Origin of the sequence: Halalkalibacter alkaliphilus (assembly GCF_023555415.1) — a bacterium.
Taxonomy (GTDB): domain Bacteria; phylum Bacillota; class Bacilli; order Bacillales; family Bacillaceae_D; genus Halalkalibacter; species Halalkalibacter alkaliphilus.
This window is the reverse complement of record NZ_JAKRYL010000006.1, coordinates 40,929-65,579: the sequence shown is the minus strand read 5'-3', so window position 1 is coordinate 65,579 and position 24,651 is coordinate 40,929. Positions and strand designations below refer to the sequence as shown.

Genomic DNA, 24,651 nt, shown 5'->3' with positions numbered 1-24,651 from the left:
TGGCTGATTATCCCTTTTTGAATAACCTTTAGCTTACATTTGAAAAGTTTGATCTTTTCCCTTTACATAGTTCATAACTTTACCCATAATAAAAAGAAATATTGAATCGTAAATAGGTGATTCCATGACGATAGATCAAGTTTTAGAAAAGGCAAGTCAATATTTAAATGAGAGTGACGTTGCTTTTCTCCGCAAGGCTTATGAATATGCAGAGCAGGCTCACGAAGGGCAATACCGTAAATCTGGAGAACCATATATTCTTCATCCAATCCAAGTAGCCGGGATTATTGTGGAACTCGAGCTTGATCCGAATACGGTCGCTGCTGCATTTTTACATGATGTGGTTGAAGATACAGATGTGACGGTTGAGGATTTAGAAAAAGCGTTCAATGAACAAGTAGCGATGTTAGTTGATGGCGTAACGAAATTAAAGAAGTTTAAGTATAAATCAAAAGAAGAACAGCAGGCAGAAAACCATCGGAAAATGCTAATAGCGATGGCAAAAGACATTCGTGTTATCTTAATTAAATTAGCAGATCGTCTGCACAACATGCGCACGCTTAAATTTATGCCTCCGGAAAAGCAGCGTGTAACATCAAATGAGACATTAGAAATTTTTGCTCCATTGGCACATAGACTTGGTATCTCCACAATTAAGTGGGAGTTAGAGGATACAGCCCTTCGATATTTAGATCCACAACAATATTATAGAATTGTGAATCTAATGAAAAAGAAACGAGCAGAGCGAGAAAAGTACCTTTCTGGGGTTATGGATACGATTAGTGAACATTTAAGAGATGTAAATGTGAAAGCCGAATTATCAGGTAGACCTAAACATATCTATAGCATTTACCGTAAAATGGTGCTTCAGAATAAACAGTTTAATGAAATTTATGACTTACTGGCTGTTCGGATTATGGTTGATAACATCAAAGATTGCTATGCTGTATTAGGTGTTATTCACACATGCTGGAAACCAATGCCTGGACGCTTTAAAGATTATATTGCCATGCCTAAGGCCAATATGTATCAGTCCTTACACACAACCGTAGTTGGGCCTTATGGCGATCCTCTTGAGGTGCAAATTCGAACAGAAGAAATGCATCGAATTGCAGAGTATGGGGTAGCAGCTCACTGGGCTTACAAAGAAGGAAAAGATCTAACTCAAAATAAAAACTCATTCGAAGATAAATTAAACTGGTTCCGAGATGTCATCGAATCGCAAACAGAAACGAATGATGCTCAAGAGTTTATGGAATCTTTAAAGATGGACTTGTTTTCTGATATGGTGTTTGTATTTACACCAAAAGGTGAGGTCATTGAATTGCCAGCTGGTTCGGTACCACTTGATTTTGCGTATCGCATTCATAGTGAAATTGGAAACCGTTGTATTGGCGCAAAGGTAAACGGAAAGATGGTTCCACTTGAGCATCGCTTGAATACAGGTGATATTGTTGAAGTATTAACATCGAAACATTCTTATGGCCCAAGCCAAGATTGGCTAAAGATCACCAAGTCTTCTCATGCAAAAAATAAAATTAGGCAGTGGTTTAAAAAAGAGCGTCGAGAAGAAAATGTCGAAAAAGGTCGCGAGCTAGTTGAAAAGGAAATTCGTTCTTTGGATTTTGAGCCAAAAGAAGTATTAACGGCTGAAAATATTGCAGAGGTAGCTAACAAGTTTAGTTTCTCAGGTGAAGAAGATATGTTTGCTGCAGCGGGTTATGGCGGGATTAGTGTGAAACAAATCGTCAACCGAATGACGGAGAAATTACGTAAGCAGCAAGACCAAGAACAAGAGGATAAATCATTAGTAGCTGCTTTATCTGATGTCCAGACGTATCGGCCTAAGAAAAAGGTGAACTCTGGGGTTCGAGTAAAAGGAGTTGATAATCTTTTAATAAGATTATCTCGTTGTTGTACACCTGTCCCGGGTGATGACATCATTGGATACATCACGAAAGGCCGAGGGGTTTCAATTCATCGATCAGACTGTACGAATGTGAAAAATGAAGAGGCACAAGGTCGTTTGCTTCCTGTGGAATGGGAAGGTGACATGCAGCAAAGCAAGTCCTATAATGTCGATATTGAAATCAGTGGATACGACCGAAATGGATTGTTGAATGAAGTGCTGCATGCGATCACCGAATCACGAACAGTTATTAATGCTGTCTCAGGACGTTCTGATCATAGGCAAAAAGTAGCGACTATTCATTTAACTATTTCGATTCATAACATAGATCACTTGCATAAGGTTGTTGAAAAGATAAAACAACTAAACGATATTTACTCGGTACGAAGAGTGATGCATTAGAGGTGGACCATGAAAGTAGTGTTACAACGAACAAAGAAATCATCTGTAAGTGTGAATGGTGAAACCGTCGGTCAAATTGAATCTGGCTTAACGCTTCTAGTAGGCATTACACATGAAGATAAAAGTGAAGATGTCACGTATGTCGCCGATAAAATAATAAACCTTCGAATATTTGAAGATGCTGATGGGAAAATGAACCTTTCATTACTAGATGTTAAAGGACAGATCCTATCGATTTCACAATTTACTCTTTACGGGGACTGTAAAAAAGGAAGACGACCAAACTTTATGAACGCAGCAAAACCAGATTTAGCAAAAGAGCTGTATGACCAATTCAATGATGAACTTAGATCAAAAGGAATTGACGTACAAACAGGCGAATTTGGCGCGATGATGGAAGTATCCCTAGTAAATGACGGCCCCGTAACACTGATTGTAGAGAGCCGCTAAAAAAGGGCGAACTTCCCTTTTTTAGCGGCTCGACGTGATGAGCGAAGCCATCACAAACCATGTCTGCGCTGACAAAATTCAAGGATTTTTCGTGCAATTTCCCCTTCCATGTAAGTTTTCCTCTTAACTTGGTCAAAATAGGAGAAACGACTTTGGAAGGATGAAGCAAAATGCGCTCGAGTATGCGTCAACAAATGCATCATAATCGGTTGCAGCCACTTTTTAATATGGACTACCATAGTTTTGTAGAACGTGAAAATCAACATACAAATCTTGAATTAGCTAGTGAATTTGGGTTATCCTTACGTGATGTAAAATTACTAAAGGATAAAATGAATCGTAATTAAACTATTGACACATTGCCTGAACATTCGTATGATAATAATCAATTAAATGAACTGCAACTATTCCGAAGAAGAGGCATAGTAGTTAAGGTAGCAGGTAAACAAGAGAGGAGAGGTCAAGGCTGAGAGCCCTCCATATCTGTCTTAATGAATGAACACCTCAGAGGAGTTTTTCTGAACGTATTGACTATTAGGAAAAGACGTATACAGGCGTTAACTGTTTAAAGAGGAAGCAATGATATTGCTTCAATTTAGGGTGGCACCACGGGTATAAACTCTCGTCCCTGATGATTATTTTTCATCAGCGATGAGAGTTTTTTTATTTGGCTGTTTTCGTAAAGATTGTTGCTGTGAAGAAATATGTTTTCTCGTAGTGAAATGGAGTGGAAGTCACCCTACTCCTGCGGGATGTAGAGGTAGGGGCGAGACCCCACAGGCGCAGCCGAGGAGGCTCGGCACCTCCTTGCGGGTGCGAGTGGCTGGAGCTCAGGTGGAACGAACATGTGAAGGGCACGTAACCCATAAAAACAACAAAGTATGCGAAAACAGCCTTTTACTTTTATATTTGGAGGATGAGAGAATGAACATTCAAATCCCGCGAGGTACGCAGGATATATTACCAGGCGAAGTAGAGCTTTGGCAATACATTGAGGAAAAAGCAAAGGATGTTTGTCGCAGGTACAATTATCACGAGATACGTACACCAATATTTGAACACACCGATTTATTCCAACGTGGAGTTGGCGATACAACAGACATCGTTCAAAAAGAAATGTACACATTTACAGATCGAGGGAATCGTAGTTTAACATTAAGACCAGAGGGAACCGCTGCAGTTGTTCGTTCATATGTTGAAAAGAAAATGTACGGGCAACCCAATCAGCCGACTAAATTATTTTACACTGGTCCTATGTTCCGTTATGAACGGCCACAATCAGGGCGTATGCGTCAATTTGTTCAGTTTGGAGTCGAAGCATTAGGAAGTCAAGACCCTGCTATTGATGCGGAAGTGTTAGCTTTAGTAATGGGTTTATATGAAGAACTCGGGTTAAAGAATGTGAAGTTAGTATTAAATAGTTTAGGGGATAAAGACAGTAGAGAGGCTCATCGACAAGCATTGATTGATCACTTTAGACCAAGCATCAATGAATTTTGTGATGATTGTCAAAGTCGACTAGAGAAAAACCCTTTACGAATATTAGATTGCAAAAAAGACCGAGAGCATCCATTAATGAACAATGCACCGTCTATTCTTGATTATTTAAACGAAGAGTCAAGTACATATTTTAGTCAAGTGAAGAATTATTTGGACCGATTGGGTATTGCTTATGTAGTCGATCCAACGCTTGTACGAGGGCTTGATTATTATTATCACACAGCATTTGAAATTATGTCTGAAGGAGAAGGGTTTGGAGCAATAACGACATTGTGTGGTGGTGGACGTTATACAGGTCTTGTAGAAGAAATCGGAGGTCCTTCCACTCCTGGAATTGGTTTTGCTTTTAGTATTGAGCGAGTAATTATGGCACTAAAAGCTCAAGAACAAGCAATTCCGGCTGCTCCACAACTAGATTGTTACCTAGTATCATTAGGTGATGCAGCAAAGGAAAAAACAGTCGAACTACTTTATCAATTAAGGCGTGCAGGTATTAGTGCTGACAAAGATTATTTAGACAAGAAGATGAAAGCGCAGTTTAAGGCTGCAGACCGTCTTCAAGCTCGATTCACCGCAATACTTGGTGATGATGAACTTTCGCAGGGGAAAATCAATGTAAAAGAGATGGAAACAGGCGAACAAAGTGAAATTGATTTGGCATCATTTATTGATTATATAAAAGGGAAAACAGTAGGAGGTAAGTAAGATGATAGGGAGAACACATGAGTGTGGAAAGCTAGGCGAAGAGCACGTAGGTGAAAGAGTACAATTAAAAGGGTGGGTACAAAGACGCCGTGATTTAGGACAAGTAATTTTTTTAGATGTCCGTGACCGTTCAGGTATTGTTCAAGTTGTATTTAATCCTGAGGTGAATCAAGAAGCTTTAACTACTGCAGAACGAGTTAGAAATGAATATGTCATTGAGGTTTGTGGGAACGTCGTTGCAAGGGACCCTAAAACAGTTAATGAGAAAATCGCAACAGGTTCAATTGAAGTTCATGTTGAAAAAATAAGTATCTTAAATGCATCAAAGCCACTGCCGTTTCAAATTGAAGCTGATACAGACGCTTCAGAAGATGTTCGTTTAAAGTATCGTTATTTAGACCTTCGTCGTCCAGATATGCAAGAGACGTTTAAATTACGTCATCGTACGACAAAGTTAATTCGTGATTTCCTTGATACGGAAACATTCATGGAAATTGAGACACCAATGCTAACAAAAAGTACACCAGAAGGGGCACGTGATTATTTAGTTCCAAGCCGTGTTCATCATGGCGAGTTCTATGCTCTACCACAATCACCGCAACTTTTTAAACAATTATTAATGGTTTCAGGTTTTGAACGTTATTATCAAATTGTCCGTTGTTTCCGCGATGAAGACTTGCGTGCTGACCGTCAACCGGAGTTCACTCAAGTCGATATTGAAACATCGTTCATGGACAAAGAAGACTTAATTGCCATGATGGAAAAAATGATGGAAAAGATTTTGAAAGAAATCAAAGGCGTTGACATATCATTACCGTTTCCACGTTTGACATATGATGAAGCTATGAACCGTTTTGGTTCAGATAAGCCGGACCTTCGTTTCGGAATGGAGCTAATTGAGCTATCAGAGATTGTGAAAGACTCAGAGTTCAAAGTATTCCAAAGTGCTCTTGCTAGTGGGGGAACAGTAAAAGGATTGAATTTAAAAGGGGGAGCAGATAAGCTTTCTCGTAAAGAAATCGATGCTCTAACTGATTATGTAAAACAATATGGAGCGAAAGGCTTAGCATGGCTTAAGGTAGAAGAAGAAGGACTTAAAGGACCTATTGCTAAGTTCTTCACTGGAGAGGTTGCTACGTCGTTACAAGAAGCTCTTGGCGCAGAGGTTGGCGATTTATTATTCTTTGGTGCTGATAAGAAACAGGTTGTATTTGATAGCCTTGGTGCACTCCGTTTGAAATTTGGGAAACAGTTTGATTTGATTGATAAAAGTCAGTTTAATTTCCTTTGGGTTGTTGACTTTCCACTTGTTGAATACGATGAGGAAGCAAAACGTTATGTTGCCCTGCATCATCCGTTCACAAGTCCAGTAGAAGAAGATCTTGCTTTACTAGCAACTGATCCTGCTAGTGTACGTGCTAATGCTTATGATCTTGTATTAAATGGATATGAGCTTGGTGGTGGTTCGCAACGTATTTACCAAAGTGATATTCAAGAACAAATGTTTAAAGCACTAGGATTTTCTGAAGAGGAGGCTCGCGAACAATTTGGTTTCTTGTTGGAAGCATTTGAATTCGGCACACCGCCACACGGTGGAATTGCATTAGGACTAGATCGTCTAATTATGCTACTAGCAGGTCGAACGAATTTACGTGACACCATTGCCTTCCCGAAAACAGCAAGTGCTAGTGATCTGTTAACGAATGCACCAGGTGAAGTAAGTGTTGAGCAATTAATTGATTTAAATTTATCAATCATCGGGAGAAAATCTGAAAAGGTGAATGTTTAATCATATTTGACAGTTAAGCGAAGCTAACGTATAATCACGTTAATTGTATATGAACGTTTGATAAATTCAAACTTATCCAGAGTGGTGGAGGGACTGACCCTATGAAGCCCGGCAACCGTTTTGCAAGCCATGCAAAAAAAGGTGCTACTTTCAGCAGAATGTGTTTCATTCTGAAAGATAAGTGAAGGCAAAAAAACCTTTCCTTATCTGGAAAGGTTTTTTTATTTAAGAGGAGGGTATGAATATGCTACAAATTGGTTTAATAGGATTTGGAACTGTTGGCAGCGGTGTATATGAACGCTTAACTAATACAAAGGAGCAACTAGAACAGCTGTTAGGAGAGGAAATTCTCATTTCTGCAATTCTTGTGAAAAGTCGCCAAAAACAACGCGCCGCTGATATTGAAGCGTTTGTTACAACTAGTTGGGAAGAATTTTGTAATTCAGCTGAATTTGATATCATTTTTGAAGCCATTGGAGGAATTGAACCTGCACTTTCATATACATCAAAATGGTTAGAAAAAGGTGTTCCAGTTATCACTGCTAACAAAAAGCTTGTCGCAGAGAAGGGACAATTACTGGAAAGATTAGCAGATCAACACTCGACTTATTATGGATATGAGGCAGCAGTTGCAGGTGGTATTCCGATTATTAACGCGTTAAAGGGAACACTCACAACTACACCAATATCAAGAATTTCAGGAATTTTAAATGGAACAACAAATTATATGTTAACAGAAATGATTGAAAACCATAGAGGATTTGCTGATGTTTTATTAGAGGCACAAGAATTAGGTTATGCTGAGGCAGACCCAACTGACGATCTAGAAGGCTTTGATGCTTGGTACAAAATAAGAATACTAAGTCGCTTATGTTTCGGAAGCTGGCCTTCTTCTAATGAATTTTCACGTAAAGGTGTATCGACTATTAAGGATTGGCATGTTGAAATAGGAGAGCGTCTAGGATTTAAGTTAAAATTAATTGCTGAGGCTTGGCAGGGTGAAGCTAAAGTGAATGGTTCTGTAACTCCAGCCTTTTTAACACAAAACGAACCGTTAGCAAGTGTTAGAGGAGTGACAAATGGAATATCAATTGAAGGTGATTCTATTAATCAACTTCTTTTTATTGGACCAGGTGCTGGGAAAGAGGCAACGGCAAATAGTATGGTTGAAGATTTTCTTTTTCATGAGCGTACTAGACATTCACAAAGAAGTTTAGGAACGAAGGCGGAACAACGAAAAGAATCATTTACACATGCATTTGTTTTCCTAACTCATGCTGAAAGAGAAATTGCCCTTCAATGGGTGAAGAAAAATCAGATAGCTGTAATTGACACATTCTCTCACCATGAAGGAGAAGGATGGATTATTAATAGTACAGATGTTACACCTTTTGAAACGTATCCAATCTATGGGGATGTTTCAACACGCAGGCGTTTAGAAACAATTCACTCAGCGCAATTCGGGGCGTTCTGATTTTAGCTTTTTATAAGCAGTTACTAAAGCGTAGGCATCTTCCTTTATGTAATACGTCCGAACACCTCGACTTGTATGCAAATATAGAAAACCCATTGCACCTTTTTCTGGTTTCTTACGATAAGATATATCAAAAATAGCTGTAAGTGGGTAAACATCGTCTTTTACAGTGAGTTGATCATCAAATAACTTCATATCAAATGACGTTTCAATTGTACGCTTTTCTGTCCAACCAATTTCTTGACGAACTTCTATGCATGTTTGAGTAGCTAGCAGATTCATATATAGTCACCTCTAAAATATATGTATACAGTAAATAACTGTATCATAATGAGAGGCATTTACCAAATGACAGATGTGATTGAATAATCTGAATATTGCATTGACGTACAATAGCATATTTGATAGGATAAATATAAATAAGTAAGAACTCCTAATATGTACGTAGAAATTTACGTTTTGAGCCAACAGATTAAAAATGGGAGCTTGGGTTGACAATCGGATTACAGGCCTTTCTTAAGGAAGTAAAATGGTTTTCACAGGGCACCCACCTGTTTTTGGAACAGGTTCAAAACCATAATGAATACGGCATGATTGGGATTCTTACGTACATAGTAGGCAAGCAGCTTCTCAAATAGAGAAGTTGTTTTTTTATTAAGAAATCTATTCTTTACTAATACTATAAGTTAATGTATGTTTGTAATCGTTTTAGGTAAACGTAGTAGTTAGTTTAGACTTTTAAGAATGGCTATGGTATAGTCAATTGCGATAGATTGTTTGGAGGGAGCAAGGCGAATGTTGCATCAATTTTCTCGAAATGAATTGGCCATAGGTCACGATGGATTAGATCAATTAAGAAACAGTACAGTAGCAGTGCTGGGTATTGGTGGGGTAGGTTCTTTCTCAGCTGAAGCATTAGCGCGCTCTGGAGTAGGCAGATTGGTGCTTGTGGATAAAGATGATGTCGATATTACAAATGTGAATAGACAGATCCATGCCTTATTGTCGACAGTTGGTAGACAAAAAGTTGAGTTGATGAAAGAACGTATTCAAGATATTAATCCTGAGTGTGAAGTCATAGCATTAAAAATGTTTTATACTGAAGAAACATACGAGCAGTTTTTTAGCTATGGCTTAGATTATGTCATTGATGCTAGTGACACGATCAGTTATAAAATTCATTTAATGAAACAATGTTTAGAACGTAAGATCCCGATTATTTCTAGTATGGGAGCAGCGAATAAGATGGATCCAACTAGATTACGAATTGCGGATATTTCTAAAACAAGCCATGATCCAATTGCGAAAGTTGTTCGAACTCGGTTACGTAAAGATGGTATACGTAAAGGAATTGAAGTTGTCTATTCTGATGAACAGCCAATAAAGATTAGAGAAGACATTCGACAAGAAATTGTTTCAGAGGCAGCAGAACAAGGAAGTATTCGAAAGGCTAAAATGCCACCTTCATCAAATGCCTTTGTACCTTCAGTAGCAGGGTTAATTATGGCTGGGCATGTTATTACGAACTTATTAAAAGGAATTGAAATTAACCGTTAAGTAGTAGGTTCCTTAAGTGCGGGCACTGATTAAGGACTTTGTATTTTTTCAGTGCCCTGTTATTTTATCTATATTCCAAGAAATCAGGGGACGTCTCTCTCACTAATAATTGAGTTAGAATCAGTAATAATTAATAAAGCCGGACGTGAATGCCCGGCTTTTAATGTTTTTATAGAGTTTAATTTCGTTTCTTACTTCGCTAATTTTTCTAAATTTCCATTCTTATCCATTTTGAAAGAGGCAGTTGAAAGAGACTCTTCATCTTCTAAAATAGCCATACGTCTAGCGCGATTCATAATTTGAATAAGAGATTGATAATCCTCTTCAATAATACTATTATCTTGTTTAATTTTCTTCAATTCCTTCTCTAATTCCTTGTTTCTAGATTCGAGCTCTTGGTTTTCTTTCGCTAATCTCTCATTTTCAAGTTGTAACGCAGAAGATTGAGATGAAGTATGCATCATGCTTTGTAAATAGTCAATAACCGATTCTAGTGACATCTCGCTATCTAGTGATTGATTTACACGTTCCATAGTTGGTTGAGGTGCCCACATTGGCCTCATTTGAGGATAATAGGAGTACGATGCAGCGCGCTTCCGTTCTTTTCGCTCTTTCTTTGCTTCTGCAATTTGCTTCATATATCGGTTACGTACGACTGCATTCCAGCGAAACCCACACGCAGCAGAAGTTCTATTTAACTCGTCACCAACCTCATCAAATGCACGCAACTGTGTACTTCCTTCTTTAATGTGTTTCAGTACAGTTTCAGCTAGTAATACATCATCTTCATGAGACCAGGCATCTTGTCTAATTTTCATATTTTATCAGCTCCTTGAATTGTTTTATCTAATTGGTACCAATTCTAACCAGATAAAAAGATCTTTATACAAGGGTGATAGAAAAAAGAAAAAGATTGTTTTAGTAGTGCAATTTATAACGGACTTAGTTAAATAGATTAAAGACTTAAGCTATTTAGGTAGTTGTTCATGTATTTAATCTACAAAGCTATTGGCGGTACGTCCGACTAAAATAAATAGTAAAAAAGCTTGAAATACTAGATTTATACTAGCTTCAAGCTCAGATAACATCATTTATTCCTTAGGCGTTCGTAAACATCCGCTAATGCTTGTTCAAACTTACCCGTTCTTTTAGGTTCATAATACGATACACCCTTTAATTTACTAGGTAAATATTGTTGCTTTACCCAGCCGTGTTCGTAATCATGAGGGTATTTATAATCAACACCGCGACCTAATTGCTGTGCTCCTTGATAATGGGCATCTTTAAGGTGTTTAGGAACATCACCAATTTTGCCTTTTCGTATATCAGCTAATGCTGCATCGAGTGCCTTGTAGGCTGAATTTGACTTTGGTGATAAGCATAGTTCAATGACCGCATTTGCAAGAGGGATTCTTGCTTCCGGAAAGCCTAGGCGTTCGGAGGCTTCAATAGCAGATAAGGTCCTAGAACCTGCTTGGGGATTGGCCAAACCGATATCCTCGTAGGCAATGACAAGCAGTCTTCGATTAATACTTATTAGATCGCCTGCTTCAATTAGTCTTGCTAAGTAATGGAGGGCACCGTCTACATCACTACCTCTTATTGATTTCTGGAATGCGGAAAGGACATCATAATGAGCATCTCCATCTTTATCATGCTGAAAGCTTTTCTTTTGAATACAAGCTTCAGCAGTTTTTAATGAAATCATTTTGACCCCATTATCATTTGGAAAGGTGGACAAAATTGCTAATTCTAACCCATTTAGAGCAGAGCGAACATCGCCACCACAGGCTTGAGCTAGATGAGTAATTGCTTCATCGCTCATGGATACTTTTTCCTTGCCATACCCATTTGTTTCATCTACAAGTGCCCGCTGTAACGCTTGCTTAATGTTGTCAATTGTTAATGGTTCAAGTTCAAATATTTGACAACGGCTACGGATTGCTGGATTAATAGAATGAAACGGATTAGCCGTAGTTGCTCCAATTAAAATTAAAAGTCCATTTTCTAGATAAGGCAATAAGAAATCTTGCTTTCCTTTATCTAAACGGTGGACTTCATCTAGAATTAAAATAAGTTGTCCGTGCATCTTAGCTTCTTCAACAGCAATTTCCATATCTTTTTTATTATGAACGACGGCATTAAGCATTTTTGACTGCGTGCCTGTAGAACCAGCGATGCTGCTAGCGATCGATGTCTTTCCGATACCTGGTGGACCGTAGAGGATCATGGAGGATAACTGACCTGCATCAACCATCCGTCTTAATAGCTTTCCTTCTCCAATTAAATGCTGTTGACCGATTATATCTTCTATTTTTTGTGGTCTCATTCGATAGGCGAGTGGTTGTTTTTTCATGTTTAGCCTTCTTTCTACATTGCTATAGTTAGTGTAATGGATGTGAACAGAAAATCCAACTATCCTTACTGGTTTTGAGTGTTTGGCCCCCACATTGTTGAGATTTTCATGCTATAATGGCAAAGAATTAATTAGAGAGAAGGGATTTCTCTTGAGGAGAATAGAACTAAGTAATACAAAGCGTATCTTTTTTATTCGCTGGGGTACGTTTATGTTTGGGCTAATGGTTATGGGGCTTGGGATTGCACTAATGGTTCATGCAGAACTAGGTGGTGCACCTTGGGATGTACTGCATATTGGTCTGACAAATCATTTTGGATTGACCGTAGGTACTTGGTCTATTCTTATGGGATTAGTTGTTTTAAGTATAACAGCTTTTTTAATGAAAGCGTGGCCGCAAATGGGAGCCTTTTTAAATATGCTGTTTCTTGGTATATTTATTGACCTATTTTTATGGATCATACCAGCCCCTACTCACTTACTTTTGCAATATGTCATGATGTTAACGGGGATCATCATAATTGGTTATGGCATTGGGATATATATAGCTCCAGGGTGTGGAGCAGGTCCTCGTGATAGCTTAATGCTTGCACTTCAGAAAAAAACTGGCTGGAAAGTACAACATGTTAGAATTTTAATGGAAGTTGTAGTATTGACAGTAGGTTGGCTATTAGGAGGTACCGTATTTATTGGTACTCTTATCTTTTGTTTTGGAATTGGTTCAGTTGTAGGAGTAACATTACCACATTGCAAGCGGATATTTGATTCTATTTTGAAAAGAGGGAAAAAAGATGAAGATTTCAACGAAGGGTCGCTACGGACTCACTATCATGATGGCATTAGCTAAACAAGCTGGGGAAGGACCTATATCACTTAAATCCATTGCTAAAGAATATGATTTATCAGAACATTATCTTGAGCAATTAATTGCACCTCTTAGGAATGCAATGCTTGTTAAAAGTGTCCGTGGGGCATACGGAGGTTATATGCTAGCAAAAGATGCAAAAGAAATTACAGCTGGTGATATTATCCGTGTGTTGGAGGGGCCGATCAGTCCGGTAGAAGTAATGGATAATGAAGAACCAGCTAAGCGCAATCTATGGATAAAAATACGTGATGCTGTCAAGGATGTACTTGATAACACAACTCTTGAAGATTTAGCAACGTATGAAGATTCAGGAGATCAAGAATATTTTATGTTTTACATTTAAGAGGATTCATTCCTTTTAGATAGGTATTATATATAAAAGAAGGTGGACGAAAAGTGGAGATGATTTACGTTGACCACGCAGCAACCTCACCCCTTCATCCAGAAGTACTCGATGCAATGCTCCCATATTTCCAGACGTATTTTGGAAATCCTTCAAGCATTCATCAAATCGGAAGACAGGCGAGGCAAGCAATCGATCAAGCACGTAGAAAGATCGCACATGCTCTAAATGTTAGTGAACAGACTCTTATCTTTACGAGTGGTGGAACAGAAGCAGACAATATGGCGATCCTTGGCTATGCATTAGAGCATGAAGCGAAAGGAAAGCATATTATTACTTCAAAGGTGGAGCATCATGCCGTATTACATGCATGTGAGGAGCTTGAAAAACGCGGATTTGAAGTTACATATCTTCCTGTAGATGAAACAGGGAGAGTAAGGCTAAACGATGTACAAGTAGCTTTGCGTGATGATACAATTCTCGTTACATTGATGTTTGGCAACAATGAAGTTGGAACAGTGCAGCCAATTCAGGAAATTGGAGTTTTGTTACGAGAACATCAAGCTGTTTTTCATACGGATGCAGTACAAGCGTGTGGGATGGTTGAATTAAATCTTGCCGAACTGGAAGTAGACATGCTGTCGATTTCTGCTCATAAAATTAACGGTCCTAAAGGCGTGGGTCTTCTTTATGTGAGAGAAGGATTGAAGCTAAGGCCTGTTCTTTTTGGAGGAGAGCAAGAGCGAAAGCGACGAGCAGGAACAGAAAATGTTGCAGCTGTTGTCGGATTTGCTAAAGCAATGGAATTGTCTGTTCATTCCATTTTTGAACGGCAAAAAAAATACCAACAATTTGCAAGGACATTAATTGATAGATGGGCAGAAGAAGAAGTAACTTTTTATGTCAATGGTCATCAACATGAGCGTTTGCCTCATGTATTAAATATAAGTTTCCCCGGAGTGAATGTCGAATCATTGTTAATGAATCTTGATCTATTGGGGATCGCAGCCTCAAGCGGTTCCGCCTGTACAGCAGGATCAATCGAGCCATCTCATGTACTTGTAGCAATGTTTGGCCAAGACAACGAGCGGATACAGTCTGCGATTCGTTTTAGTTTTGGTCTTGGTAATACACAGGAACAGATTGAGCGAGTTGCCGTTGAAACAGCAAAAATTGTGAAACGGCTAGGACAGCTTGAGGAATTTATCAACTAGAATGGAGCCAAAGGTGGTGAGTGTATGAAGAAACGACCAGAAGATACAAGAGTCGTTGTTGGAATGTCTGGTGGGGTTGATTCATCTGTTACAGCGTTGCTGCTTAAAGAGCAAGGCTATGATGTGATAGGGATTTTCATGAAAAACTGGGATGATACTGATGAAAATGGGTTTTGCACGGCAACAGAGGATTATGAAGATGTAATTCAAGTATGTAACCAAATTGGAATTCCTTATTATGCAGTAAACTTTGAGAAGCAATATTGGGATAAGGTGTTTACGTACTTTTTAGAAGAGTACAAAGCAGGGCGCACCCCTAATCCTGATGTAATGTGTAATAAGGAAATTAAATTTAAAGCCTTTTTAAATCATGCGATGTCACTCGGGGCTGATTATGTGGCAACTGGTCACTACGCCCGAGTAGAAGAGCGTGAAGGGAAATATGTACTGTTACGTGGTGTAGACGACAACAAGGATCAAACGTATTTTCTAAATGCCCTATCCCAAAAGCAATTATCAAAAACGATGTTCCCGATTGGTCATTTGCCGAAAAAGGAAGTACGTGAGCGTGCTCTATCGGCTAATCTTGCAACAGCAAAGAAAAAAGATAGTACGGGGATATGTTTTATTGGTGAACGAAATTTCAAAGAATTTCTTAGCGAATTTTTACCAGCTCAACCTGGTGAAATGCAAACAGTAGATGGAAAAGTAAAAGGACAGCATGATGGCTTAATGTACTATACACTTGGTCAACGTCAAGGTCTTGGTATCGGTGGAGCTGGAGAGCCATGGTTTGTGATAGACAAAGATTTAGATCGAAACGTGTTAATTGTTGGTCAAGGATTCCATCATGAAGGCCTCTATTCTGAAGGGCTAGACGCAATTGGAATGAATTGGATCTTAAAAGAACCAACGTCTGAGGAATTTACTTGTACAGCGAAACTTCGCTACCGCCAAGAAGACCAACAAGTAACAGTTTACCCGAAAGAGGACGGGACAGCTCGAATATATTTCCATGAACCGCAGCGTGCTGTAACTCCAGGACAAGCTGTTGTCTTGTATGATGGAGACGTTTGTCTTGGTGGGGGAACAATTGATCATGTTATTAAGAAGTGGGAAAATGCCTAATTAGGTATTTTCCTTTTCAAATTTAATGATAAAAAGTAGGTTTTACTATTAATAAAATAAGGAGGAATATTTATGCTTAATGAAAAAGGCATTGCCTATATGAACGAAAAAAAATATGAAGAAGCTGCACAGGCGTTTAATGACGCGATTGAAGAAAACCCAAATGACCCTACTGGTTTTGTGAATTTTGGAAATCTTTTAGGGGTACTTGGTGATTACGAACGTGCACTCACTTTTTTTGATAAAGCGATCGGACTAGATGAACACGCGGCAACTGCTTATTACGGGGCTGGAACAATTTATTATAAGCAAGATCAATTTGAAGAGGCTGCGAAGATGTTCAAGAAAGCATTGATGGAAAAATTGGATGAATCGGATGTTCATTTTATGCTTGGAATGAGCTATTACCAACTAGGTGCACTTCCCCATGCACTAGCTTCTTTTAAAAGAGCGGTAGAACTTCAACCAAGAGACATTGACGGTTTATTTCAATATGGATTATGCTTAGCTCAATTAGAATATATTGATGAATCAATAGAGCAGTTTGAGCAGGTCATTAAAATAGATGAAAGTCATGCAGATGCTTTTTTTAATTTAGGTGTAGCATATGCCTACAAAGAACGTGCGAGCGATGCGTTGAAGGCATTTGAAAATGCTCTCGAAATTCAACCAGATCATGCATTAGCTGCAAATGGAAAGAAAACCATTGAACAAGCCATCAAGTAAGGGTGATGACATGTGAAAGAAGAGACAATCTTGCCTGAAGAAGAGAAGTCAATTGAACGCGGTTTTATAAAAGGGACAGTGAGCCACATCGTGTTTCGAAATGAGGAGAATTTCTACACGGTAGCTCTTATTCATATCCAGCAAACAAATGAAGAGCTAAAAGATAAAAAAGTGACGGTCGTCGGTACTCTTCCGAAATTAGAGCCAGATGAAACATTTTTGTTTTTTGGACGGGTCATTGATCATCCTAAGTTTGGAGTACAATATCAAGTTGAACAATTTAGAAGAGACTTACCTCAGACGAAGCATGGCATCGTTCAATACTTGTCGAGTGGACGCTTTCCGGGAGTAGGAATTAAAACAGCTGAAGCGATTGTTGAAGTACTTGGGGAGCGGGCGATTACACGAATCGTGGAAGATCGCTCAGTTTTAACGGCTGTTCCTAAGTTGTCAAAAGAGAAAGCAGACTCTTTGTATGAACAGCTAGTCGATCAACAAGGGGTCGAACAAGTCCTCATGACATTATCTAAACATGGATTTGGAGTAGAGCTTTCGATGAAAGTGTATCAAGCATATGGTCTTCAGGCTTTAGATATAATTCAGACCAATCCTTATCAATTAATAGCTGATGTAGAAGGGATTGGTTTTAGAAGAGCGGATTTACTCGGAGCAGCGATCGGGATTACTGGAAAACATCCAGACCGTATTCGTGCAGGTTGCTTGCATTTGCTTCAGGAACTCTGTCTTCAAGAAGGACATGTCTTTCTATCCAAAGATGTACTCGTTCCCCATGTCATATCGCTGTTATCCTCACATGATTGTAAGCTTGAAGTTACAGAAGTAGAAGAGCAGCTCCTCCTTATGCAAGAAGAAGATGAGCTTTGTACAGAAGATAATCGAGTTTATGTGAAGTCGCTCTTTTTTGCAGAAAAAGGAATTGTCACAAGTGTTCAGCGCTTATTAAGCCAAGAAGTTGAGGAAGAATTTCCTGAAGCTGAATTTTTAAAAGCGTTGGGACAGTTAGAAGAAGAACAAAAATTAGAATATGCTCCGTCGCAAAAAGAAGCAATTCAAACAGCTTTATCGTCCCCTTTAATGATACTAACCGGGGGACCAGGAACTGGGAAAACAACCGTTATCAAAGGAATTGTTGAGCTTTATGCACGTTTGCACGGTCTCTCTTTAGATGAAAAAGCATACACAAAGAGCAATCCCTTTCCAATTTTGCTTGTTGCTCCAACTGGAAGAGCCGCTAAAAGAATGAGTGAAGCGACAGAACTTCCAGCGACGACTATCCATCGGTTACTCGGTTGGAAAGGGGGAAGTGGTGGATTTGAAAAAGGAGACCATGAACAACTTGAAGGGGAACTTCTCATTGTAGATGAAAGCTCAATGGTTGATATTTGGCTGATGAATCAGTTGTTAAAGGCGGTACCAAAAGGTATGCAGGTTGTCTTAGTAGGTGATCAAGATCAATTGCCATCTGTCGGACCAGGGCAAGTGCTACGTGATTTCCTTGAGTCAACCATCATTCCGACCGTTCCTTTAGTGGACATTTACCGTCAAGCAGAAGGGTCGTCCATTATCGAGCTTGCTCATTCGATGAAACAAGGAACAATGCCTGCCAATTTACCTGAGCCTCAATCTGATCGTCGTTTTTTTCCTTGCAAAATTGATCATGTCCAGCAAGTTGTTTCGCAAATTTGTGAAAATGCAATGAAAAAAGGGTATACAGCGAAAGAGATTCAGGTACTAGCACCTATGTATAAAGGAAGTGCAGGTATTACAGAATTAAATGTCATGCTGCAAAACTTATTCAATCCTAAAACAGAACAGAGGCGAGAAATTGCCTTTGGTGATGTTGTTTATCGAACGGGTGATATCGTATTACAACTAGTGAACAACCCTGATGAAAACGTCTATAACGGCGACCGCGGTGAAATTGTAGCTATTTTTTATGCAAAGGAGAATCAAGAACGGCAGGATCAATTAGTGATTTCTTACGATGGAATAGAAGTTGTCTATCTAAAAAAAGATTTGAATCAAATCACTCATGCGTACTGTTGTTCAATCCATAAAGCTCAGGGAAGTGAATTTCCAATAGTCGTTATGCCTATCGTTAGAAATTATGCAAGAATGTTAAGACGAAATTTACTTTATACAGGCATCACTAGAGCTAAACAATTTTTGCTATTATGTGGAGACTTAAAAGCCATTCACACAGCCATTACGCAAAAAGATGAAATGAATCGAAATTCAATGCTGCAAGAAAAATTACAACAACTACCCGAGAAAAGTGGAAGAAGATAACCAACATAAATAAGAAAAAATCGCCACACACTAACAATGTTCGGAAAGGTGGCGATTTTTTTGCGTACTTTTTCAACAGTTGAAGGATTACCCGTCCTTTCGCTTTCAACAGGAAAAGAGTGTGGACACGTATTGGATTTGGTTTATGAGAATGGAGCAGTTTCAGGGTTTCTTGTCGATCCAAAAGGCTGGTTCACAAGACACTTATTCTTACCAGTAGAGAAGATATCTAATATTGGTACGGATGGTGTCATGGTAAAAGACTACCGTACCTTGCAACCTCTTTCTAAAAAGGAAAAGCAAGCTTTCCTTTTAAAACACGGAAAGCACCGTCTTCATGGTACAGCATTATTAACGGCAGAAGGAGAGAAGTTAGGGCTTCTTGAGGACGTATATTTCTTGGAAGAAGTGGGCACGATTGTAGGGTATGAAGTAACGGAAGGATTGGTAGCTGATCTAGTAGAAGGGCGAAGAGTTGTAAAAAGTGATTCTAAGCTAACGATTGCTGGAGGGCGAGCCATTCTAAACGAATAGAAACGACTGTAAAAGGTAACTATTTTTTTCAGTACTTGTTAAACACTTACACTGGCTTTACGTGATGATGGGAGCCTGCTATGATAACCAGTCATAGCAGGTTTGACCAATAACATCGGTATCGCTTTTTGTAAGAGGTTACTGAATAAAAAAACTTTTTCAGTAACGTCTAGATATGAAGGGAGTCTTTTAACCATGCATTGTCCAAATTGTAAGAGCAAAGATATCGGAAAGATCGGTACAAACCAATATTATTGCTGGAACTGTTTTGTAGAGATGAGTTTATTAAAAGGAAGATTGTCGATGCACCAAGTGGAAGAAGATGGTTCATTAAGCTCGTTGGATGATTTGTTCGAAGACGAAGATCTTCAAATCGGAATGTAGCCTAACAAATATTAAAAAACGAGAACGTCGAAATAGAAGAAAAAGGAGGGATGTACGAACCTAATCAACTTTAGGTAATGTTCGCTCTCTTTTTTTATGCGTGCAGGGTTGTATGGATATAAAATGCTTGCACAAGATAAAGGTTGGGGGTGTATACGATGGAAAACGAGAAGAAGTGGATGTACCGCCTTACTTTCACGTTACTTACACTACTAATCATCTATATGTTCGTTCAGCTAGCCCCATTGCTATCTCCTATTGGGGCAATGTTTAGAGCGCTTGCGTTACCGGTTGGAATTGCTGTGCTTCTTACTTATTTACTTCACCCTTTAGTAGAACGAATGCATGATTCTGGATTATCACGACCGTTTGCTGTCTTAATTATTTTCTTTTTAATTGTGTTTATATTAGGGTTTCTTTTAACGATAGGGCTTCCGTCATTTATCAAACAGATTCAACATGCATTTGAAACAATACCAGCACAAATTCGTGAGATAGAAAGAGAAACAGAGAGACTCCAAAGCTACATTAGGACTCTTCCTGCACCGTTACAAGCCCAAACCCAGGAGTGGAGAGTACAGCTTGTTCGAATGGGAGAAAGTGCTTTTGATCAGATTGAGAATGCAGCACTTTTTCTAATAAAATCAATGTTTTCATTTATCGTTATCCCTTTTCTTGTTTTCTTCTTCCTAAAGGATCACGATTTAATTCGAAGGATATCTTGGTATATAACACCTAGAAAATGGAGAGAGGCACTAAAGAAATATATTAAAGACGTTGACCATACGTTTGGAAGTTACATCCGTGGACAGTTGTTAGTGTCCTTATCTGTATTTATTATTTCTACAATTGGTTTATGGTTGCTCGGGGTTCCTTATCCAATTTTACTAGGTTTGTTCATGGGAGCGATGGATTTAATTCCTTACTTTGGACCTTTTATTGGGGCGGTCCCCGCTGTTATTATTGCATTTTTGCAATCTTGGCAATTGGGAATTGCAACAATAATCTTAATCTTTGTCATTCAGCAAATTGAAGGAAATATCCTTTCTCCAGTCATTGTAGGAAAGACACTGCATCTGCACCCTGCATTAATCATCCTTGCTCTCTTAGTTGGGGTCGAAGTAGGTGGCTTTCTCGGGATGTTAGTTGCCGTACCTATTTTAGCGATTGGAAAAGTTACTTTGTTGCATATACGTTTTCATTTTATGAAAGATTGACATTTGAATGTTGGATTTCTATAATAGAAGGGCATCATATAGAGGTTTTAACGAGATGGCAATTATTAAAAACATAAAGCAAAAAAACATTGAAGGAACGAGTATGAAGCAGACCATTCTAAAGAGAGGTGTACCTTGGCTGAAAGTACACTGTGTGAAGGGCTTCAGAAGGCTACTCCTGAGTGCAGATAATCTCTGACGTTAAGCCGCGTTAAGGTGTTTAAGTGATAGACAATAGGTAATTGTCTATAATTAGGGTGGTACCGCGTGATAAACTCTCGTCCCTTTTAGGGATTGGGGTTTTTTTATTTGTTTAAAAAAACATTTACATAATAAGGAGAGACCAAAATGAAAAAACTAACATCTGCTCAAGTTAGACAAATGTATTTAGACTTTTTCAAAGAAAAAGGGCATGACATTGAACCAAGTGCTTCTTTAGTTCCGCATGAAGATCCTTCCTTGCTTTGGATTAATAGTGGTGTAGCTACATTAAAGAAATATTTTGATGGACGAGTTATTCCTGAAAATCCGCGAATTACGAATGCGCAAAAGTCAATCCGTACTAATGATATTGAAAATGTTGGAAAGACAGCACGTCATCACACGTTTTTTGAAATGCTTGGTAACTTTTCGATTGGTGATTACTTTAAGGAAGAAGCAATTGAGTGGGCATGGGAGTTTTTAACGAGTGAAAAATGGGTTGGCTTTGACCCAGAGAAATTATCTGTAACGGTTCATCCTGAAGATAATGAAGCTTATGATTATTGGAAAGAAAAAATCGGGATTCCAGAAGAACGTATCATTCGTCTTGAAGGGAATTTCTGGGATATTGGTGAAGGACCAAGTGGCCCGAATACAGAGATTTTCTACGATCGTGGACCAAGTTATGGAAATGATGAGACAGATCCTGAACTTTATCCTGGTGGAGAAAATGAACGGTATTTAGAAGTATGGAACCTTGTTTTTTCTCAATTTAACCACAACCCAGATGGAACCTATACACCGCTTCCAAAGAAGAATATTGATACGGGTATGGGCCTTGAGCGCATGGTTTCCGTTATTCAAGATACACCTACAAATTTTGAAACAGATTTATTTTTGCCGATTATACAAGCGACAGAAGAAATTTCTGGGTTGAAATATGGGAAAGATAAAGAAACGGATGTCGCATTTAAAGTGATAGCTGATCATGTGCGTACGGTAACATTTGCTGTAACAGATGGGGCGCTCCCATCAAATGAAGGTCGTGGCTATGTTCTTAGAAGGTTATTACGCCGTGCGGTTCGTTATGCAAAACTAATTTCGATCCACAGACCTTTTATGTATGAACTTGTACCGGTTGTTGGTGAAATTATGGTAGATTTCTACCCAGAAGTTAAAGAGAAAACAGGGTTTGTTCAAAAAGTAATGAAAAATGAAGAGGAACGTTTCCATGAAACGTTAAATGAAGGGTTGTCAATCCTTGAAAAGGTTCTTAATGATGCTGCTCAGTCGGGAAAGAAAGTCATTGATGGGGCAGATGTATTCCGTTTGTATGATACGTACGGTTTTCCGGTTGATTTAACAGAAGAATACGTTCAAGAAAAAGGATTGGATATTGATCGTGAAGGCTTTGAGCGTGAAATGGAAGGTCAACGTGAACGTGCTCGTTCTGCGCGTCAAGAATCTGGTTCTATGCAGGTTCAAGATGAAGTGCTTGGACAAATTACGACCGAAAGCACATTTGTTGGATATGACCATTTGAAATCTGAGTCCAAAGTGGAAGTAATTGTTTTTGAAAAAGAACTAACGGACATCGTCTCAGCTGGAAATACAGCACAAATCATATTAAAAGAAACGCCTTTTTATGCGGAGAGCGGAGGACAAGTAGCAGATACAGGAACAATCCGTGGTGAAAATCTTCTTGCAGAGGTTAAGGCCGTAACAAAAGCACCAAATGGCCAACACCTTCATACCGTTCAAGTAAAAGAGGGAGTGCTTGAAAAAGGAACAACTGTAACATGTATTGTTGAAGAAACAGAGAGAATTTCGATTGTGAAAAACCATACGGCTACTCATTTATTACACCAAGCTTTAAAAGACGTTCTTGGTGCACATGTTAACCAGGCTGGGTCGTTAGTTTCTGAAGACCGCTTGCGCTTTGACTTCTCTCACTTTGGTCAAGTAACACCTGAAGAAATGACAAAAGTGGAGGAAATCGTAAATGAGCAAATATGGAATGCACTTACTGTAGATATTTCTCTCAAGAAATTAGACGAAGCTAAAGAAATGGGTGCCATGGCTTTATTCGGTGAAAAATACGGAGAAACGGTTCGTGTTGTAAAAGTAGGAGATTACAGCTTAGAGCTTTGTGGAGGCTGTCACGTTCGCAACACAGCTGAAATTGGTTTGTTTAAGTTAGTTTCGGAATCAGGAATTGGTGCAGGGGTACGCCGTATTGAGGCAGTTACCGGCAAGGGTGCCTATGAGCATATGAATGGACAAATTCAATTGTTAAAGGATGTTGCAGCGAACTTAAAAGTGAAACGAGTTCAAGATGTTCCTGCTAGGCTAGAAGCAACACAACAACAAATTCGTGATTTACAACGAGAAAATGAATCATTAACAGCAAAATTGGGTAATATGGAAGCTGGGAATCTCGTTAATGAAGCGATCGAAATAAACGGGGTTACAGTATTAACAAAGAAAGTCGATGCAGCAGATATGGATGGGTTACGTGGGATTGTTGACACGTTAAAACAAGATTTGTCGTCTGGAATCATCGTCTTAGGTGCAGTATCTGGTGATAAAGTTAACATTGTAGCTGGTGTAACAAAGGATCTGCTAGATAAAGGATTCCACGCTGGGAAATTAGTAAAAGAAGTGGCGAGCCGCTGTGGCGGAGGCGGTGGTGGCCGTCCAGATATGGCGCAAGCAGGTGGGAAAAATCCGGCGCAGCTAGAGGCAGCTCTAGCATTTGTAGAAGAATATGTAAATACAATTTCCTAATTGTACTTTAATGGTGTACAATGGAAATAGATAAGCTGTTGGACAAGATCTACGAAGATTTTTGTCTGACAGCAATGAATGAAAGAGGTGTTTGTGATGAGCTCTATGGACAAAACGATGCAATTTAATTTTCATGATGACACGGTTGATGTTGATGTCCAAGAGGTGCTCCTTTCTGTATATGAGTCACTAGAGGAGAAAGGCTATAACCCCATTAACCAAATTGTTGGCTATTTACTTTCAGGAGATCCTGCGTATATTCCGCGTCACAAGGACGCGCGGACACTCATTCGTAAGCTAGAACGTGATGAACTAATTGAAGAGTTAGTGAAATCCTATTTATCACAGCACCGTAAGGAGAATGGATGAGAGCACTCGGATTAGATGTTGGGACTAAAACGATAGGAGTCGCTTTAAGTGATGAACTTGGGTGGACTGCACAAGGGTTAACGACTCTTAGACGTGAAGAAGATGAAGAAGACAAGGACTTTGAAGCCATTGCCAACCTTGTCAAAGAACATGGCGTCGACACGATTGTAATAGGATTGCCCAAAAATATGAACGGATCGATTGGTCCTAGTGGTGAACGAAGTCAATTGTTTGCTGATACATTAAGTAATCATGTTTCGTGCACGATAAAGATGTGGGATGAGCGTTTAACGACTGTTGCTGCAGAAAGAATGCTCATCTCTGCAGATGTGAGTCGTAAAAAAAGAAAGCAAGTCATTGATAAAATGGCTGCGGTCATGATATTACAAGGGTATCTTGACCATATAGGTTAGAACCTAACTAATTAC

Annotated in this window: 22 protein-coding genes, 1 other RNA gene, 1 riboswitch and 2 other annotated features; of the genes, 20 read left to right on the top strand and 3 right to left on the bottom strand. The window is 39.0% G+C overall.

Annotated features, from left to right (window positions below; translation table 11 throughout):
• Positions 1-124: 124 nt before the first annotated feature.
• From MF646_RS07365 to MF646_RS07340, 6 genes are all read left to right on the top strand, one after another.
• Positions 125-2,311 (top strand): RelA/SpoT family protein, encoded by a 2,187-nt coding sequence (locus MF646_RS07365; protein ID WP_250095848.1) that lies wholly within the window; start codon positions 125-127, stop codon positions 2,309-2,311.
• A gap of 9 nt (positions 2,312-2,320) precedes the next feature.
• Positions 2,321-2,761, top strand: coding sequence for a D-aminoacyl-tRNA deacylase (gene dtd / locus MF646_RS07360; RefSeq protein ID WP_250095847.1), 441 nt, complete (start codon positions 2,321-2,323; stop codon positions 2,759-2,761).
• 170 nt (positions 2,762-2,931) lie between these two features.
• Positions 2,932-3,108, top strand: a complete 177-nt coding sequence (locus MF646_RS07355) for a hypothetical protein (protein WP_202595330.1) — start codon at positions 2,932-2,934, stop codon at positions 3,106-3,108.
• A 56-nt stretch (positions 3,109-3,164) separates the two neighbouring features.
• Positions 3,165-3,394 (top strand) — a binding site (T-box leader).
• A gap of 291 nt (positions 3,395-3,685) precedes the next feature.
• Positions 3,686-4,966 carry a histidine--tRNA ligase gene (gene hisS / locus MF646_RS07350; RefSeq protein WP_250095846.1) on the top strand — a complete coding sequence of 427 codons (1,281 nt, stop codon included), beginning with the start codon at positions 3,686-3,688 and terminating at the stop codon, positions 4,964-4,966.
• A 1-nt stretch (position 4,967) separates the two neighbouring features.
• The gene (gene aspS / locus MF646_RS07345) at positions 4,968-6,755 is read left to right on the top strand and encodes an aspartate--tRNA ligase (RefSeq protein ID WP_250095845.1); all 1,788 of its coding nucleotides are present in this window, start codon (positions 4,968-4,970) and stop codon (positions 6,753-6,755) included.
• Between the two features lie 69 nt (positions 6,756-6,824).
• Positions 6,825-6,939: riboswitch (SAM riboswitch) on the top strand.
• Positions 6,940-6,999: 60 nt separating this feature from the next.
• On the top strand, positions 7,000-8,229 hold the full coding sequence (locus MF646_RS07340; RefSeq protein WP_250095844.1) for a homoserine dehydrogenase: 1,230 nt from the start codon (positions 7,000-7,002) through the stop codon (positions 8,227-8,229).
• Here the strand turns inward: MF646_RS07340 and MF646_RS07335 are convergent.
• Positions 8,206-8,511 carry a hypothetical protein gene (locus tag MF646_RS07335; RefSeq protein WP_250095843.1) on the bottom strand — a complete coding sequence of 102 codons (306 nt, stop codon included), beginning with the start codon at positions 8,509-8,511 and terminating at the stop codon, positions 8,206-8,208. The two genes, MF646_RS07340 and MF646_RS07335, sit on opposite strands and share 24 nt — an antisense overlap.
• A 145-nt stretch (positions 8,512-8,656) precedes the next feature.
• Here MF646_RS07335 and ssrS point away from each other — a divergent pair.
• Both ssrS and MF646_RS07325 read left to right on the top strand, forming a co-directional pair.
• Positions 8,657-8,834: non-coding RNA, 6S RNA (gene ssrS / locus MF646_RS07330), on the top strand.
• Positions 8,835-9,024: 190 nt separating this feature from the next.
• Positions 9,025-9,786: a tRNA threonylcarbamoyladenosine dehydratase gene (locus MF646_RS07325; protein WP_250095842.1), complete on the top strand. Its 762-nt coding sequence runs from the start codon at positions 9,025-9,027 to the stop codon at positions 9,784-9,786.
• Between the two features lie 191 nt (positions 9,787-9,977).
• Here MF646_RS07325 and MF646_RS07320 read toward each other — a convergent pair whose 3' ends face one another.
• Positions 9,978-10,604: an RsfA family transcriptional regulator gene (locus MF646_RS07320; RefSeq protein WP_250095841.1), complete on the bottom strand. Its 627-nt coding sequence runs from the start codon at positions 10,602-10,604 to the stop codon at positions 9,978-9,980.
• 269 nt (positions 10,605-10,873) lie between these two features.
• Positions 10,874-12,142, bottom strand: coding sequence for a replication-associated recombination protein A (locus MF646_RS07315; protein WP_250095840.1), 1,269 nt, complete (start codon positions 12,140-12,142; stop codon positions 10,874-10,876).
• 151 nt (positions 12,143-12,293) lie between these two features.
• Between MF646_RS07315 and MF646_RS07310 the strand changes: the two genes are divergently transcribed.
• The 12 genes from MF646_RS07310 (at position 12,294) to ruvX (ending at position 24,636) form a co-directional block, all read left to right on the top strand.
• Positions 12,294-12,989 (top strand): YczE/YyaS/YitT family protein, encoded by a 696-nt coding sequence (locus MF646_RS07310; RefSeq protein WP_338035479.1) that lies wholly within the window; start codon positions 12,294-12,296, stop codon positions 12,987-12,989.
• A complete protein-coding gene (cymR, locus tag MF646_RS07305) occupies positions 12,934-13,353 on the top strand; it encodes a cysteine metabolism transcriptional regulator CymR (protein WP_034625202.1) in 420 nt (139 codons plus the stop codon). The genes MF646_RS07310 and cymR overlap by 56 nt, the downstream gene beginning before the upstream one ends.
• Before the next feature lie 53 nt (positions 13,354-13,406).
• Positions 13,407-14,567, top strand: coding sequence for a cysteine desulfurase family protein (locus MF646_RS07300; RefSeq protein WP_250095839.1), 1,161 nt, complete (start codon positions 13,407-13,409; stop codon positions 14,565-14,567).
• Positions 14,568-14,591: 24 nt separating this feature from the next.
• Positions 14,592-15,695: a tRNA 2-thiouridine(34) synthase MnmA gene (gene mnmA / locus MF646_RS07295; RefSeq protein ID WP_250095838.1), complete on the top strand. Its 1,104-nt coding sequence runs from the start codon at positions 14,592-14,594 to the stop codon at positions 15,693-15,695.
• A gap of 72 nt (positions 15,696-15,767) precedes the next feature.
• The gene (locus tag MF646_RS07290; RefSeq protein ID WP_250095837.1) at positions 15,768-16,421 is read left to right on the top strand and encodes a tetratricopeptide repeat protein; all 654 of its coding nucleotides are present in this window, start codon (positions 15,768-15,770) and stop codon (positions 16,419-16,421) included.
• A gap of 12 nt (positions 16,422-16,433) precedes the next feature.
• Positions 16,434-18,731: an SF1B family DNA helicase RecD2 gene (gene recD2, locus MF646_RS07285; protein ID WP_250095836.1), complete on the top strand. Its 2,298-nt coding sequence runs from the start codon at positions 16,434-16,436 to the stop codon at positions 18,729-18,731.
• Between the two features lie 60 nt (positions 18,732-18,791).
• On the top strand, positions 18,792-19,265 hold the full coding sequence (locus MF646_RS07280) for a PRC-barrel domain-containing protein (protein ID WP_250095835.1): 474 nt from the start codon (positions 18,792-18,794) through the stop codon (positions 19,263-19,265).
• A gap of 195 nt (positions 19,266-19,460) precedes the next feature.
• Positions 19,461-19,649: a hypothetical protein gene (locus tag MF646_RS07275; RefSeq protein WP_034625190.1), complete on the top strand. Its 189-nt coding sequence runs from the start codon at positions 19,461-19,463 to the stop codon at positions 19,647-19,649.
• Between the two features lie 158 nt (positions 19,650-19,807).
• A complete protein-coding gene (locus MF646_RS07270) occupies positions 19,808-20,866 on the top strand; it encodes an AI-2E family transporter (RefSeq protein WP_250095834.1) in 1,059 nt (352 codons plus the stop codon).
• An 80-nt stretch (positions 20,867-20,946) separates the two neighbouring features.
• Positions 20,947-21,155 (top strand) — a binding site (T-box leader).
• A gap of 59 nt (positions 21,156-21,214) precedes the next feature.
• On the top strand, positions 21,215-23,854 hold the full coding sequence (gene alaS, locus MF646_RS07265; protein ID WP_250095833.1) for an alanine--tRNA ligase: 2,640 nt from the start codon (positions 21,215-21,217) through the stop codon (positions 23,852-23,854).
• Between the two features lie 96 nt (positions 23,855-23,950).
• Positions 23,951-24,223 (top strand): IreB family regulatory phosphoprotein, encoded by a 273-nt coding sequence (locus MF646_RS07260; RefSeq protein ID WP_034625184.1) that lies wholly within the window; start codon positions 23,951-23,953, stop codon positions 24,221-24,223.
• Entirely contained in the window at positions 24,220-24,636 is a 417-nt protein-coding gene (gene ruvX / locus MF646_RS07255; RefSeq protein ID WP_250095832.1) for a Holliday junction resolvase RuvX, read from the top strand. Before MF646_RS07260 ends, ruvX begins: the two co-directional genes overlap by 4 nt.
• The last annotated feature ends 15 nt before the right edge of the window (positions 24,637-24,651 follow it).